Consider the following 14,670-nt stretch of genomic DNA (forward strand, 5'->3'; position numbering starts at 1 on the left):
CAACGCGGATTGTCTCCCGGCCGTGCCGGGTCCGTCCGGAAGGCTCCGCCCGAACCACTCGATGGGCTGCACGAACAGCCGGATCCCGGCCCGCCGGACCACCCGTTCGAGAGCGGTACGGGACCTGTCGCGCAGGACCGGGTCGCTCGTCCGGGTGGCGCGCCCCCTCTCAGAGGCGCCCGCCCTCAGGGGCCCTCGCGCAGCGCCGGTACGTCGTACGTCAGCGTCCCGGCCGCCGCGTCCAGCTCCGCCCGTATCCCCAGCGGCATCGTCAGCGCCGAGTCGCCGTGCCCGAAGCCGAACTCCTCCACCACCGGCACGCCGAGCGGCCCGAGGCGGTCCAGCAGCACCGCGCGGAGGTCCTCGTACGGGCCGCAGCGGGCCCACGAACCGAGCACGACGCCCGCGACGCCGTCCAGCCACCCGGCGCGCAGCAGCTGGGTCAGCGCACGGTCCACGCGGTACGGGGGCTCGCCCACGTCCTCCAGCAGGAGCAGGCCCCCGGCGGCGACCGCGCGGGCGTGCGGCGTGCCGAGGTCGGCGGCGAGCAGGGACAGGCAGCCGCCCAGCGTGACGCCGCGCGCCCGGCCCGGCACCAGCGGCCGGGCGGCCGGCGAGGTGACGACCCGGACCGAGCCGGGCGCGAAGAGGGTGCGCCGCAGGTGCTCGCGGGTCGGCTCGTCCTTGAGGAACACCTCGCCCGCGACGGCCGGGCCGTGCAGCGTCGCCACCCCGGCGCGCACCGCGAACGCCTCGTGAAGGGCCGTCACATCGCTGAAGCCCACCAGCGCTTTGGGTCCGTGCGCGCGGAAGGCGGCCCGCACCGCCGCCCAGTCCAGCAGGTCGGCCACGCGCTGCGCGCCGTACCCCCCGCGCGCCGCGAACACCGCCGCGACGCCCGGGTCGCACAGCGCCTCCTGGAGATCGCGGGCGCGCTCCTCGTCCGTGCCCGCCAGGTACGGCAAGGTGGCGTGCCGGCCGCGTACGTGGGGCGCCTCGACCGGATCGAGGTCCCAGCCGCGCAGCAGGTCGGCCCCGGCGTCCAGCCGCTCCGGCGCGACCGGACCGCTCGGCGCGACGATACGCACCCGGTCGCCGGGGACCAGCCGCCGGGGGCGGTCCCCGGCGACGGCGGAACCGGCACCTGTCACTTCGTCAGCTCCAGCGGCGGGACGTCCGTACGGGCGATGCCGAAGGTCTGCGCGTACAGCGACAGTTCCGCCTCCACGGCGCGGACGATGGTCTCCGCGCGCCGGAAGCCGTGGCCCTCGCCCTCGAAGGCCAGATAGGCGTGCGGGGTGCCGCGGCCGGCGACCGCGCGCAGGAAGCGGTCGCACTGGGCGGGCGGGCAGACCGCGTCGTCGAGGCCCTGGAGGAGCAGGAAGGGCGCCGAGATCCGGTCCGCGTGGTGCAGCGGGGACCGCTCGCGGTAGCGGTCCGGCACCTGGTCGTGCGGGCCGATCAGGCTCTCCAGGTACTGCGACTCGAAGTCGTGGGTGCCGTCCTCGGACCAGCCCACCAGGTCGAGGACCGGGTAGCTGATGGTGGCGCAGGCGTACAGACCGGTCGTCACCAGCGAGGCCGCCGCGGTCCAGCCACCCGCGCTGCCGCCGCGCACGGCCAGCCGGCGGCGGTCGGCGGTGCCCTCGTCGGCCAGCGCCTCGGCGACGGCCGCGCAGTCCTCGACGTCCACCACGCCCCACTGCCCCCGCAGCCGCTCGCGGTAGGCCCGTCCGTAGCCTGTCGAACCGCCGTAGTTGACCACGGCGACGCCGATGCCGCGGGAGGTGAAGTAGGCCGCCTCCAGGTCCAGGACGAGCGGCGCGTGGCCGGTGGGGCCGCCGTGCGCCCACACCACGTAGGGCGGCAGTTCGCCGTCGGGGGCGCGGTGGCCGGGGTTGTGCGGCGGGTAGATGTGGGCGTGGATGTCGCGGCCGTCCGGGCCGGTGAAGGTGCGGCTTTGCGGCTCGGGGTAGTACGCCGGGTCCACGGCGTCGGTGTGCCGCGCCGCGATCACCCGGGCCCGGCCGGTGCAGGTGTCCAGCTCCACGATCTCGTGGGCGCTGCGTGGGCCGGCGGCGATGCCGATCACCCGGCTGCCGTGCACGGCCAGCGACGGCGCCCACTGCGTCCACGGCCCGGCCGCGTCCACCAGGTCGCCGCTGACCGGGTCGAGGATGCCGAGCGAGGTGGCACCGCGGCCGTGCACGACGGCGATCGTGCCGCCGTCCAGCGGCAGGAACCAGCGCATCCCGATCTTCCACAGCGGACCGCCGAACTCCTCCTGCCGGGGCGGGCACAGGCGCCTGCCGGGCGTGCCGTCCGGCTCCGCCGGGTCGGCGCGGCGCAGCTCCCACCAGCCGTCGGCGTCGGAGACGTAGAGCAGCGTGCCGTCCGCGTCCCACTCGACCTGCGCCACCGACTCCTCGGGGCCGCCGGCGAACTCCCGTACGCCGGTGAACGCGCCGCCGCCGGTGATGCCGGCGAGCAGCACGACCGTGCCGTCCCACGGCATCCGCGGATGGTCCCAGGCGATCCACGCCGCGTGCCGCCCGTCCGGCGAGATCCGCGGGCCCGTCACGAAGCGGTGCCGGTCGTCGCTCAGTTCGCGCACCACCGTACGGTCCTCGGCCGCCGAGCCGTCCAGCGGCACCGCGGCGATCACCCGGCGCACATCGGTCGGCCGGGGCCCGGTGAACTCCTCCAGGACGCACCAGACCTCGCCGCGGTCCAGGCGCAGCACCGGGTCGGCCCAGCGCAGTCCGCCGCCGACGGCCGAGACCGGGGTCAGCGGGCGGGGCGCGGCGCCGTCGTCCGGCGTGTACGCGTACAGCCGCTGGTCGGCGAAGTCGCAGAAGACCACGACCGTGCGGCCGTCGGCGTCCACCGCGCCGGCCCAGGGCTGGCCGCCGTACTCGATGACCCGGCTGCGCACGTTCCACGGCGCGGGCAGCACGGTCTCCTCCGTGCCGTCGAGCCCCCTGCGCACCAGCGCGCGGCGGCCGCCCTCCGCGGGGCGGGCCTCGGTCCACCACACTTCGGCCCCTACCACGCCGACGTACTCGGGGCGGCCGTCGTGCTCGGCGACCAGCCGGGCGTCGATCGGGGACGGCCAGGCTCCGTAGGGGGCCGTGGTCACCATCGTGGCGTTCCTCCTCAGTCGCTGGAGCCGCCAAGCCTGTCGTACGCGCGGCCGGGCATCAACCCGTACGTATCACCCTTCGACCGACCTGAGGAAGTGATCGAGAACCCGGACGCCGAAGTGCAGCGCCTCCACCGGAACGCATTCGTCCACCCCGTGGAAGAGCGCCTGGTAGTCGAAACCTTCCGGCAGCTTGAGCGGCGAGAAGCCGTATCCGGTGATGCCCAGGCGGGAGAACTGTTTGGCGTCCGTGCCGCCCGACATGCAGTACGGGACCACGTGGCCGCCCGGGTCGAAGTGCTGGAGGGCGGCCTTCATCGCCGCGTACGCGGGCGAGTCGACCGGGGCCTGGAGGGCCACCTCGCCGTGGTCGTACGCCCAGGTGACGTCGGGCCCGGTGAGGCGGTCCATGGTGGTGCGGAACTCCGCCTCGCCGCCGGGGACCACCCGCCCGTCCACGTGGGCGACGGCGTTGCCCGGGATGACGTTGACCTTGTAACCGGCCTCCAGCATCGTCGGATTGGCGCTGTTGCGGACCGTCGGCTCGACGAGCGCGGCCGACGGGCCGAGCTTGCTGAGCAGCGTGTCCACGTCGAAGTCCGGGGCGTCCAGGCGGGCCTCGATGCCGTGCAGGGCGGCCAGTTCGGTGAGCGCGGCGCGCACGGTGTCGGTGAGCCGCACCGGCCAGCGGTGCTCGCCGATGCGGGCCACGGCCGCGGCGAGCCGGCTGACCGCGTTGGCACGGTTGACCTTGGAGCCGTGCCCGGCCCGGCCCTCGGCGGTCAGCTTCAGCCAGGCCGTGCCGCGCTCGCCCGCAGCGACCGGATAGACCCGCATCCCGCCGCCCGCGTGGAAGGTGAAGGCGCCGGACTCGCTGATGCCCTCCGTGCAGCCCTCGAACAGGCCGGGGTGGTGGTCGGCGAGGAAGCCCGCGCCGTCGATGGCGCTGGCCTCCTCGTCGGCCGTGAAGGCCAGCACCAGGTCGCGCCGGGGCCGGACGCCGCTGCGCGCCCACTGCCGTACGGCCGCGAGCACCATCGCGTCCATGTTCTTCATGTCCACGGCACCCCGGCCCCATACGACGCCGTCCGCGACCTCGCCGGAGAACGGGTGCCGGGTCCAGTCGGCGGGCTCGGCGGGCACCACGTCCAGGTGCCCGTGCACCAGCAGGGCCGCGGCGTCCGGGTCGGTGCCCTCGACGCGTGCGACCACGTTCGTACGGCCCGGGGTGCGCTCCAGCAGCACCGGCTCCAGGCCGGCTTCCGCGAGCCGCTCCGCGACGTACTCGGCGGCCGGGCGCTCCCGGCAGTCGCCGCCGCCGCGGTTGGTGGTGTCGATACGGATCAGGTCGGAGGTGAACCGTACGACCTCGTCGAGGGCCTGTCCGTCCACCGCGTCGCCGGCGCGGTCCGCCATGTCGTCGGCGCTGTCAGCCATACTGCTCCTCCACCGCCGACGACACGACGGTGGTGACCGTCTTGAAGCAGCGGATCGCTTCGTACATGTTCTCGCTGGTATACGCGACGCGCCGCTCGCCGGTCCGCTCGACACCCGGCACGCAGGTCGCCTGGCCCACCAGGTGCTCGGCGTCGAACTCCATCTCCACCGTGTACGGGCCGCCGCGTACCGGCTCGGTGCGCACCGCGAGCGCCGCGGCCTCCCGCGCGGCCGCCCTGATGTCGGCCGCGGTACGGGCCGGCGGGCGGCATACGGCGGCGTAGCGCGAGACATAGTCCTTGACGGCCACGGCCCGCGCGTCGGGCGCGTACCCGGCGGCGTCGTCACAGGTCCGGTCGTCGCCGGTCACCAGCACCACCGGCACACCGTATTCGGCCACCACCAGGGAGTTGAGGTAGCCCTCGCTGGCCCGCGTGCCGTTCACCCACACGCCGGTCAGGGAGTTGGCCAGGTAGGTGTGGGCCAGCACGCCTTCCGTACCGGCGCCCGCGTGGTAGCCGATGAACGCGACGCCGTCCACGTCGCCGTACTGGACGCCCTCCACCATGCTCAGCGCCTTGTGCTTGCCGGTGAGCAGCTGCGCGCGCTCGTCCAGCTCCTCCAGCAGCCGGTTGCGCATCGACCAGTGGGCCTCGTTGACCAGGACCTCGTCGGCGCCGCCGGCGAAGAACCCGGCGACCGCCGCGTTGACGTCGCCGGTGAACACCGGCCGGAACCGCTGCCACTGGGCGTGGCCCGGCAGGACGTCGTCCGGCCAGGTCACTCCGGTGGCGCCCTCCATGTCGGCGGAAATGAGGATCTTCACCATGCACCCGTCCCATCGCAGCTAGGAGGCGGACCGCTCCGGCACCGGCCCGGGGCCGCGCCGTCGCGCGCGTCACCGGGCAGGATTCCCACCATAACCAGGGGCGACGCCAGGCGGCCGGGGCGTGTCCGGGCGGGGGCGGCCGGGGTGTCCTGCCGGGTGCCGGGCCACACCCCCGTGACGGCCCGGCACCCTGCCGCGGGTCAGCCCCGGGCCGCCGGGCGGGGCGGCATCCAGTGCCGGACCCGGAAATCGCCCTTCTCCAAGGTCTCGAAGGGCGCGCTGCTCTGGCACTTCCCGACGCTGTTCCGGGGCAGGCCGTCCATGGCCCAGCTGTAGCCGAGCCGGTCTTTCCTGCCGTCGTCCAGCACGGTGAAGCCGAAGCGCTTGCCCTTGATGTCGCCGAGATCGGGATAGCCGGGAGCGCCGGTGAAGTCCACCTCGGTGACCACGCCGGTGGCCACCGCGACCGGACCGCCGGTCAGCAGGCAGTCGATACGGCCCTTGAAGTGCCCGCCCCACTTCTTGTCCATGTGGTGGCTGACGTAGAACGTGCCGCTCGCCTTGTCGGCGAAACCGTGTGCGTTGAAGGCGAAGTGCACGTCGTCGCCCGGGCGCCGCTGGAGCTTTCCCGCGCCGGTGAGCGAGGGCTCGGCCGTACCCCCGGCAGCCCGGGCACCGGCCGTGGCCGCCCCGCTCGGGGCCGCCGCGCCGAGTGTCAGCACACTTCCGGCGCAGAGGGCGAGGGCCGTGGCGACGGCGGCGGAAGGACGGCGGACGCGCGGCATGTTTCCTCCTGAGGACGTGGTGCCCGGTGGCTCCCCACCGGCGGCCGGTTGCCCCGGCCGTGCACCACCGTGCCGTCCGCCGCCCGTGCCCCGCATCGCCCTTCAGGCCGGGGCGCCTCCGCCGTACGGGGGAAGCGCGGCGGTACCCGGGGCCGATGCGCGCGGCCCCGGGGCGCGTGCCCGCGGCGGTCAGCCCGCCACCCCCGCGACCAGCCAGTTCGTCGGGATCTCGATACGGGAGCCGTCCGGGCGGTACTCGGTCGTCAGCAGCGGCAGCCGGCCGGTGCCGAGCACCCGCAGCCCGTAGGCCGTCAGCAGCTCGGGGACGACCGAGTCGGCCATCTCGCCGGGCGCGATGCCGTGCGCGAGGACGGCCCGCAGCTTGCCGGGCGGGCCCCCGGGGCCCTGCGCCAGCGAAGCGAAGACGTCCCGGGACGCCTCGGCCGGTTCGACGGCGAAGATCCGGCCGCGCCGGCCCAGCAGCGTCGCGATGTTCGCCACGATCCGGGGCCGGTCCTCGGACGCGCACTGGTGCAGAACGCCGCGCAGATACACGTTCGCCTCGCCCAGTTCGCCGTGCAGCGCCCGTACGGACGCCGGGTCGGACGCGTCCAGGCACCGGTATTCGGCCACCCCGGAGGGATCGTCGGCGCGGGCGTGCGCGACGGCGGCGGCCGAGAGGTCGACGCCGATCGCACGCGGATAGCGGCCGGCCAGGAAGCGGGTCTGGGTGCCGTTGCCGCAGCCCAGGTCGACGACGGGCAGCGCGGCGTCGAAGTGGCCGGCGAACAGCGGCAGGTGCAGCTCGGCCGTCAGGGACGGGTCGGAGTCCCAGAACACCTCGCCCTCGCCCGCCGGCGCGTCGCGCCAGAAGCCTTCCCATGCGCGCAGATACTGGCTCGAACCGCTCATGGCCAATTGCTACTGCCGTACCCGGTCCCCCGCAAGGCCGCCGACCGTTGTTTCACGCGATGTTCGAGTCCGATTCCTGTCCGTCGCGCGACCAGGTGGTGTCCCGACGGGGCAGGTTCTGCTCGAACCACACCGTCTTGCCGGTCGCCGTCCGGCTCGTACCCCACTCCCGCGCGAGCCTGCTGACCACCCGCAGCCCGCGCCCGAACTCGTCGTCGTCCGCCGCGCTGAGCATCTGCGGCAGGGCGTGGTCGTCGTCGGACACCTCGCACAGCAGGGCTTCCGTACGGACCAGGCGCAGCAGTACGTGCTGGGTGTGGGCGTGGCGTACCGCGTTGGTGACGACCTCGCTGACCAGCAGCTCGGCGGTCTCCGACGCCGCCCGCAGTCCCCATCGCGCCAACTGGGCGCGGACCAGGCGGCGGGCGCGGCCCGCCTCGCGCGCGTCGATGGCCAGGCGCCATTCGGCCACGTCCTCCTGGGCGATGCCGTTGAGCCGCGCCATCAGCAGGGCCACGTCGTCCTTGCGGCCGCCGCGGACGTTCAGCGCGCGGATGATGGCGTCGCAGGCGTCGTCCATGGAGGCGGCCGGGTGGGCGGCGGACTCGGCGAGTGCCGCCAGGCCGACGCCTATGTCCTCGCCGCGCACCTCCACCAGGCCGTCCGTGCACAGCACCAGCCGGTCCCCGGCCGCGACCGGGAGCGTGACCGCCTCGAACGGCACCCCGCCGACGCCGATGGGCGCGCCGGTCGGCAGGTCCAGCAGCTCGCTGCGGCCGTCCACGGCCCGCACCAGGACGGGCGGGATGTGCCCGGCGTTGGCGATCATCACCTGCTGGCCGATCGGGTCGTAGACCGCGTACAGGCAGGTGGCGAGGTAGTTGTCGCCGAGGCGCTGCGCGAGGTCGTCCAGGCTGCGCAGCAGCTGCGCCGGGTGCATGTCGATGGCGGCCATGGTCTGCACGGCGGTACGCAGCTGGCCCATCATCGCGGCGGAGTTCAGGCCGTGGCCCATCACGTCGCCGACGACGAGGGCAGTGCGGGAGCCGGGCAGCTTGATGGTGTCGAACCAGTCGCCGCCGACCCGGCCGAGGCGGGTGCCGGGCAGATAGCGGGTGGCCGTGTCGCAGCCCGCCATGCGGGGCTCGATGTGCGGCAGCATGCTGTCCTGGAGCGTCTCGGCGACGTTCTCCTGGTAGGTGTACATGCGGGCGTTGTCCAGGACGAGTCCGGCGCGGGCGGCCAGTTCGGCGCCGGTGACCCGGTCCATGTCGTTGAACTCCATGCGCTCCGGGTGGCGCAGCAGGATCATGAAGCCCAGGACCACGTTGCGCGCCTTGAGCGGCACCACCAGCAGCGAGCGGCGGTTGATCAGCGGGCTGATGTCCCGCTTCTCGAACTGCGCGGCGATGGCGTTGCCCAGCTCCTCGCTGATGCGCGGGATCAGCACCGGCTCGCCGGTGGTCATGCACTGGAAGAACGGGGTGTGCACGGGGAACGGCATCGACTCGCCGACCGGCACCACGTCGTCCCACCGGCCCGGCTCGTCGTTGTGCTCCACCGCGACGCGGTGCCACATCGTCGTGGCGTCCGGCGGGCCGTCGGGGAAGCCCTCGCCCGCGACGACCTGTTCGCGCAGATAGGTGCCGGCGACGTCGGTGAAGCGCGGTACGACGGCCTCGCTGACCTCCTGGATCGTGTGGGCCAGGTCCAGGGAGGAGCCGATCCGGCCGCTGACCTCGTTCAGGAACTCCAACCGCTCGCGGACGGCGGCGTATTCGAGGTCGGATTCCAGCTCCGCCGCGGCCTCGGCGGCGGACTGCGCGTCCGTGGCGGTGTCCGCGGCGCGCAGCAGCCGGGCGCGGCGCTCCACCCGGCGCGGCACGCCCCAGTCGGGGGTGACCGGGAAGCGCTCCTGCTGGCTGATCTCCAGCACCGGGTAGCCCAGTTCCAGGACCTGGGAGACGATCCGGGCGCTTTCCTGCGGGCTCATGCTCGGCAGTATCTGGGGCAGTTGGGCGGCCAGCACCTCCGAGCCGGGGAAGTCGGTGTGCAGGGCGAATCCCGGCGCGAAGCGCTCGCTCTCCTCGGTGGTGTCGTCCGTGCCGCCGTGGTGGTGCAGTTGGTCGGCGTCCGCCGCGAGCACCAGCAGCCGTTCCGCGCCGGGGCCCACCAGGGGATACGCCCACCACAGGAGGTCGACCGTGCCGCGCTGCACGTCCGCCATGCGGGCGCGGCCCGCGGTGGGGTAGGCGGCCCGGCCGCCGAGCGATGCCTCCAGGTCGGGCCCGTCGAGCCGCTCGCCCTCCTCCTCGTCCCAGTCGCGCGCCGACCACTCCTGCCCGAGCGCGCCGGAGACCGGCATCAGATCGACGGCGGGCGTGCCCACCGCTTCCTCCCGGGCGGGTCCGAAGAGCCTGCGTGCGCCCGTGCTCCAGTGGGAGACCAGTCCGTCGGCGTCCACCACCACGACGGCGAGCGGTATCCGGCCGGGCACGGGGTCCCGTGGCGCCGGCACCCGAGGCACCGCGCCCACCCTGTCGTCGCCGTGCGACGGGCCACGCTCCATGGGCGGTTGCTCCTTCGTACACCGATCTTGCACCACCGCTACCACGGTACGACCGCTTGGTGACAGCGGGGGCCGCATTCACCGAATAGGTGGTGCGCCCCGCGCGAACGACCATGGCGCAAGCCGATCGGTCGTCCCGCGCGGCGCCACCGCCCCGCCGGCACCACGGCGCCGTCCCGCCGGAAGCGGAACGGGCGGCCCCGGTTGGGGTCTTGCGGGCGCCCGTATGGTGAGGGCGTGCCCAGACGGACCGAACAGGTGACCGCGGGGGCCCGCCGGGCCGCCGCCCCCCGGGCCGGGCGGCAGGCCGGCCCCGCACCGGACGTCTTCGCCCCGCGCGGCGGCAACGACCAGGCCGAAGGGCCGGTGCCGCTGCACCGCCTGGACGTCCCCGCACCGCATCTCCTGCCCTTCGCCATCGGCTCGTTCGACACCATCGGGCCCCTGTCGCGGGCCGGTTTCCCGCACCGGCACTCCTTCCACGAGATCGTGTACGTGACGGGCGGCACCGGCAGCCACGTCCTCGACGAGGACCGGTGGCCGTTGCGCCCGCCCCACCTGTGCTTCATCGCCCCTGGCCAGGTGCACTACTGGGACCGCGTCGCCGGCCTGCGCGGCTGGGTGATCCTGTTCACCGACGACTTCCTGCTGGCACACCCCGGCGACCGGGACGCGCTGACGGAGCTGGGCGAGCGCCCGTGGATGCGGCCGGGACCAAAGGACGCGGCGCGGATGGCCGGCCTGGTGCGGGAGATGCTGTGGGAGTACGGCGAGCGGGCCCCGTCGTTCCGGTCGGTGCTCCAGGCGCAGTTGCACATCCTGATCGCCCGCGCGCTGCGGCTGTCCGCCCCGTACGGCGCGCCGGGCCCGTACGGCGCGGGCGGTTCCGACGGCGCGGCGGGCCGGCCCGGCGTACGGCGTACGGAGCCCGTGCCGGGCCGGGCCGCCCTGGTATCCCGGGAATTCACCCGGTTACTGGCCCAACCGGGTTCCGTGGGCCGTTCCGTCCGGTCCTACGCCGACGAACTCGGCGTATCGGTAGGGCATCTGACCGAGTTGGTCAAGCGCAGCACCGGCCGTACTCCGGGCCGTCTGATCCGGCACGCGCAGACCGTGGAGGCCAAGCGGCTGCTGTCCGGTTCCCGGCTGACGGTCGCTCAGGTGGCCCGCAGGGTGGGGTTCGCCGACCCCGCGTACTTCTGCCGCTTCTTCCGCCGGGAGACGGGACTGAGCCCCGGCGACTTCCGCCGCGCGGCGGGCGGCGCCGGAGGAATTCACCATGAACTCCGCGCCGAGTCCATCGAAGGGCCCGCGCGGCCCGAATAGCGTCTGTCGCGGCCGCTCAGCCAGCACCGGCGGCGCGGACGCCCGGCTCCTGCCCACCCCCGCACCCGGGTTCCGCCCTGCCCTGTCCCCCTCCCCCCTGTACACAGGAGCGACTGCGATGGAAGACGGACACACGGACCACACGGAGACCGCGCAGGAAGACGGCGCGCGCAGAGGCATCACCCGCAAGAACGTGCTCAAGGCCGCCGTCGCGGCGGTGCCGATACCCCTGTTGCTCGGCGGTGTCGCACTGGCCCGGGACAGCAAGTCCTCCGGCGGTCCGCTCACCCCCACCCCGTACTGCGACGACGGCGACGACCCGACGCCGCCGCAGATCGAGGGCCCGTACTTCAAGCCGAACTCGCCGCTGCGCGACTCGCTGGTCCAGCCCGGCACGCAGGGCACCCGGCTCACCGTGAGCGGCTTCGTCTTCGGGCTGACCTGCCAGCCGCTGTCGCACGTCCTGCTGGACTGGTGGCAGGCGGACGCCAACGGCAACTACGACAACGTCGGTTTCCGCTTCCGCGGGCACCAGTTCACCGACCAGCGCGGCGCGTTCAAGCTCACCACGATCGTGCCGGGCCTCTACCCGGGCCGCACCCGCCACCTGCACGTCAAGGTGCAGGCACCGAACCAGCCGATCCTCACCACGCAGCTCTACTTCCCCGGCGAGCCGCGCAACAACACCGACCCGCTCTTCAACCCCGCGCTGCTGATGAACGTGCGGCAGAACGGGCCGGCCAAGGAAGCGTCGTTCGACTTCGTCCTGCGGGTGCGGGGCGGGTCCGGCCCGTCCCCCACGGATCAGCCGACCGCGCCCGGCGGCACCTGGGCCTCCGGGACCGACTACCGCACCGGTGACCAGGTCACGTACGGCGGCGCCGCGTACACGTGTCTGCAGCCGCACACCGCGCGCGACGGGTGGGAGCCGCCGGCCGTCCCGGCGCTGTGGCGCCGCACCTGAGCCGGGACGTCCGGTGACCGGTCCGCGAACCGGGACCGGTCGGGCCGGTGCCGGTTTCGCGTGACCGGCACCGGCCGCGCGGGCGCGCGGTCAGTCCCCGTGGCCGAGCTGGAGATCGCGCTCGGTACGGCCGCCGCCCGTGACCTGGAGTACGGTCGCCACCGGCGGATAACCCGCCGCGATGACGGTGTACTCGCCCGCCGACAGGTCGACGAAGCGGAACAGCCCGTCCGGTCCTGTGGTCGCGGTGTCCACCACGTTGCCGGCCGCGTCCAGCAGCGTGACCCGGGCGTCCCCGACGGGGCGCCCGTCACCGGCCCGTACGGTGCCGCGCAGCACCGCGCCGCCCGACAGCTCGATGTCCTGCCGGGTCTCTCGGGCCGCCTGGGCGGTGACCGGCAGGGCGACGGGGCGGTAGCCGGGGGCGCCGGCGGCCAGCGTGTAGTCGCCGGCCACCAGTTCCGTCAGGACGTAGCCGCCCTCGCGTCCGCTGCGGGCGGTGGCGACGACCTCGCCGCGCACGTCCGTCAGTGTGACCGTGGCATCGCGTACGGGAATGCCGTCGGCGGTGGTGACCGCGCCGGCCAGCCGCCCGGCCCCGCCGAGCACCACGTCCAGGCCGACCGGCCGCTCGCCGACCGTGACCGCGACCGCCTGCGGCCGGTGCCCGCCCGCCGACGCGATCAGTACGTACGAGCCGGAGCCCGGCGTGCTGAGCGCGTACCGGCCGTCGTCGCCGGTCGCGCCGCGCCCCACCTGGCGTCCGCCGGTGTCGATGAGCGTGAGGGCGGCGCTGGGCACCGTGCTGCCGTCGCGGTGCCGGACCGTGCCGCTCACCGGGACGCCGGGGACGGACGGGTCGTCGGGGACGGACGGGGCGGCGGCCGGTGTGTACGGCGCTGGGGCCGGGTCCGGACGCTCCGGCGCGCGGGGGACGGCCGTCTCCGTACGTGCCTGCGGGACCGGGGCCACCTCCCGCGGCCCGGCGGGTGGCGGAAGCGGGGCGTGCGGGGCGGGTGGGACGTGCGAGGTGTGGGACACCAGGGGGTTCTCTTTCCGGAAGACGGCGAGCAGCAGGCCCAGGAGGAGCACCGGCAGGAGGTAGAGGAAGACCCGCGGCACGGTGTGCGCGTAGGCCGCGGCCGGGCTGCCGTGCAGCGCCGCGGGCACCGCGCTCATCAGCCCCGGAACCAGCGCCTCCGGCTCGGCGTGCCGGCCGGTCCCGGCCGGGTGGTGGGCGAGGTGCGCGGCCAGCCGGTCGGCGAGGAAAGTGACGAACAGGCCCGCGGCGACACTGCCGCCGAGGCGCCGCGGCGTGGCGCCCGGGGCGGGGGCGGGCCCGGCACGCCGTACGGAGCTGCGTACGGCCAGCACGAGCACCGGCAGCACGCAGCCGACGCCCAGGCCCAGCACGCCCGTCCCGAGGCTGTGCACCGGCCGTCCGGCGTGCTGCGGCACCCGGCACAGCAGCCACATCGCCCCGCCCGCCAGCGCGCAGCCCAGGACGGGGAACAGGCGGTGGCTGCCGGTACGGCGGGCAAGGAGTCCGCTCAGGGCCGCGCCGAGCACCAGCCCCGCCGTCAGCGGCAGCATCAGCAGCCCGGACCGGGTGGGCGACGCGCCTTCGGTCACCGGCAGGAAGGTCGGCAGATAGCCCGCGATCCCGTAGAGCGCGGCGCCCAGGGCCGCGCCGACCAGCCCCGTGACGGCGAACACCGCGTCCCGGAAGAGGTGCAGCGGCAGCAGCGGGTCGGCGGCGAAGTACTCGACGGCGACGAAGAGCAGGGCGGTGCCGAGCGCGCCCAGCCCGAGCCCGAGGACCGTCCGCGAGGTCCAGGCGTGTTCCGTACCGCCCCAGCTGACCAGCAGCACGAGGCAGGTGGCGCACCCGGCCAGCAGCAGCACACCCGTCAGGTCCGCCGTGCGCCGCACGGCGGGCCGCGGCAGCCTCGGTACGAACGCGGTCACCAGCAGCGCGAGGACGCCGAACGGCACGCCGGAGAAGAAGCACCAGCGCCAGGAGGCGTGATCGGTGAGGTAGCCGCCGAGCAACGGCCCCGCCGCGCCGACGAGTCCGCAGACGGCGCCCGTCACCCCCAGGGCCCGGCCCCGTACTCCCGGCGGAACCAGCCCCTCGAGAACCGCCTGGACGCCGACCACCAGTCCCCCGGCCCCGGCGCCCTGAAGGGCGCGGAAGGCCGTCAGTTCGCCCATCGTGTGCGCGCGGCCGGCCAGTACCGAGCCCGCGGTGAACAGGAGAGCCGCGAGGACGAGGGCGGCCCGGCGGCCGATGACGTCGCCGAGCTTGCCGTGCAGGGGCAGGCCGGCCGCGGCGGCGAAGAGGAACGCGGTCAGCAGCCAGGACACGGGCTCCGGGCCGCGCAGCTCGCCGGCGATCTCCGGGAGCGCGGTGACGGCGACCGTCGGGCCGAGGGCCGCGGGCAGCAGGGCCAGCGGCAGGGCGACGGGGAGCCCCGGCGTCCGGCGGGTGTCCGGGGGCGGGCCGTCACCGCCCGGCCAGACCGGACGCGGGCCCGGTGCTCCCTCCCGCCGCCCCTGTTCGATCAGGGTGGTACCGCCCACGTACTGCTCCCCTCGTCACGCCTGCGCCGCCGCTCCTTTTCTTGCACCGGGCGACGAGGGCGTTCAAGCGCGGCAGACGGGGCCGCAGGGGGCGACACCGGCCCCAACTACGGTTCCGGGCGC

At 74.8% G+C, this 14,670-nt stretch carries 10 protein-coding genes; 2 read left to right on the plus strand and 8 right to left on the minus strand.

Translation table 11 applies throughout. The annotated features are described in order from the left end of the window. Positions 1 to 185: 185 nt before the first annotated feature. The 7 genes from CP984_RS07020 to CP984_RS07050 all read right to left on the minus strand — a co-directional run bounded on the left by CP984_RS07020 (position 186) and on the right by CP984_RS07050 (position 9,674). Positions 186 to 1,151, minus strand: coding sequence for a S66 peptidase family protein (locus CP984_RS07020; protein ID WP_003981790.1), 966 nt, complete (start codon positions 1,149 to 1,151; stop codon positions 186 to 188). Further along, positions 1,148 to 3,142, minus strand: a complete 1,995-nt coding sequence (locus CP984_RS07025) for a S9 family peptidase (protein ID WP_003981791.1) — start codon at positions 3,140 to 3,142, stop codon at positions 1,148 to 1,150. Before CP984_RS07025 ends, CP984_RS07020 begins: the two co-directional genes overlap by 4 nt. 72 nt (positions 3,143 to 3,214) lie before the next feature. After that, positions 3,215 to 4,558, minus strand: coding sequence for a M20/M25/M40 family metallo-hydrolase (locus CP984_RS07030; RefSeq protein WP_030179811.1), 1,344 nt, complete (start codon positions 4,556 to 4,558; stop codon positions 3,215 to 3,217). Positions 4,559 to 4,571: 13 nt separating this feature from the next. Next, positions 4,572 to 5,405, minus strand: coding sequence for a M55 family metallopeptidase (locus tag CP984_RS07035; protein ID WP_151416133.1), 834 nt, complete (start codon positions 5,403 to 5,405; stop codon positions 4,572 to 4,574). A 203-nt stretch (positions 5,406 to 5,608) separates the two neighbouring features. Next, positions 5,609 to 6,193, minus strand: coding sequence for a hypothetical protein (locus CP984_RS07040; RefSeq protein WP_003981794.1), 585 nt, complete (start codon positions 6,191 to 6,193; stop codon positions 5,609 to 5,611). 189 nt (positions 6,194 to 6,382) lie between these two features. Continuing rightward, complete coding sequence (locus tag CP984_RS07045; protein WP_003981795.1) at positions 6,383 to 7,105, minus strand: class I SAM-dependent methyltransferase; 723 nt, start codon at positions 7,103 to 7,105, stop codon at positions 6,383 to 6,385. A gap of 52 nt (positions 7,106 to 7,157) precedes the next feature. Then, positions 7,158 to 9,674, minus strand: coding sequence for a SpoIIE family protein phosphatase (locus tag CP984_RS07050; protein ID WP_003981796.1), 2,517 nt, complete (start codon positions 9,672 to 9,674; stop codon positions 7,158 to 7,160). Between the two features lie 372 nt (positions 9,675 to 10,046). Here CP984_RS07050 and CP984_RS07055 point away from each other — a divergent pair, with 372 nt between their 5' ends. Together CP984_RS07055 and CP984_RS07060 are read left to right on the plus strand one after the other, a co-directional pair. Beyond that, entirely contained in the window at positions 10,047 to 11,000 is a 954-nt protein-coding gene (locus CP984_RS07055; protein WP_030179817.1) for a helix-turn-helix domain-containing protein, read from the plus strand. A gap of 118 nt (positions 11,001 to 11,118) precedes the next feature. After that, positions 11,119 to 11,964, plus strand: coding sequence for a dioxygenase family protein (locus CP984_RS07060; protein ID WP_003981798.1), 846 nt, complete (start codon positions 11,119 to 11,121; stop codon positions 11,962 to 11,964). A 90-nt stretch (positions 11,965 to 12,054) separates the two neighbouring features. On the opposite strand, the gene CP984_RS07065 is transcribed toward CP984_RS07060, so the two are convergent. Continuing rightward, positions 12,055 to 14,547, minus strand: a complete 2,493-nt coding sequence (locus tag CP984_RS07065) for an MFS transporter (RefSeq protein WP_003981799.1) — start codon at positions 14,545 to 14,547, stop codon at positions 12,055 to 12,057. Between the last annotated feature and the right edge of the window lie 123 nt (positions 14,548 to 14,670).

The organism is Streptomyces rimosus, assembly GCF_008704655.1.
GTDB lineage: Bacteria > Actinomycetota > Actinomycetes > Streptomycetales > Streptomycetaceae > Streptomyces > Streptomyces rimosus.

What these genes read in the sequence shown, in the direction of transcription:
- CP984_RS07040 (WP_003981794.1), bottom strand. Translation starts at nt 6,193, where the DNA reads ATGCCGCGCGTCCGCCGTCCTTCCGCCGCCGTCGCCACGGCCCTCGCC.
- CP984_RS07025 (WP_003981791.1), bottom strand. Translation starts at nt 3,142, where the DNA reads ATGGTGACCACGGCCCCCTACGGAGCCTGGCCGTCCCCGATCGACGCC.
- CP984_RS07030 (WP_030179811.1), bottom strand. Translation starts at nt 4,558, where the DNA reads ATGGCGGACCGCGCCGGCGACGCGGTGGACGGACAGGCCCTCGACGAG.
- CP984_RS07050 (WP_003981796.1), bottom strand. Translation starts at nt 9,674, where the DNA reads ATGGAGCGTGGCCCGTCGCACGGCGACGACAGGGTGGGCGCGGTGCCT.
- CP984_RS07060 (WP_003981798.1), top strand. Translation starts at nt 11,119, where the DNA reads ATGGAAGACGGACACACGGACCACACGGAGACCGCGCAGGAAGACGGC.
- CP984_RS07045 (WP_003981795.1), bottom strand. Translation starts at nt 7,105, where the DNA reads ATGAGCGGTTCGAGCCAGTATCTGCGCGCATGGGAAGGCTTCTGGCGC.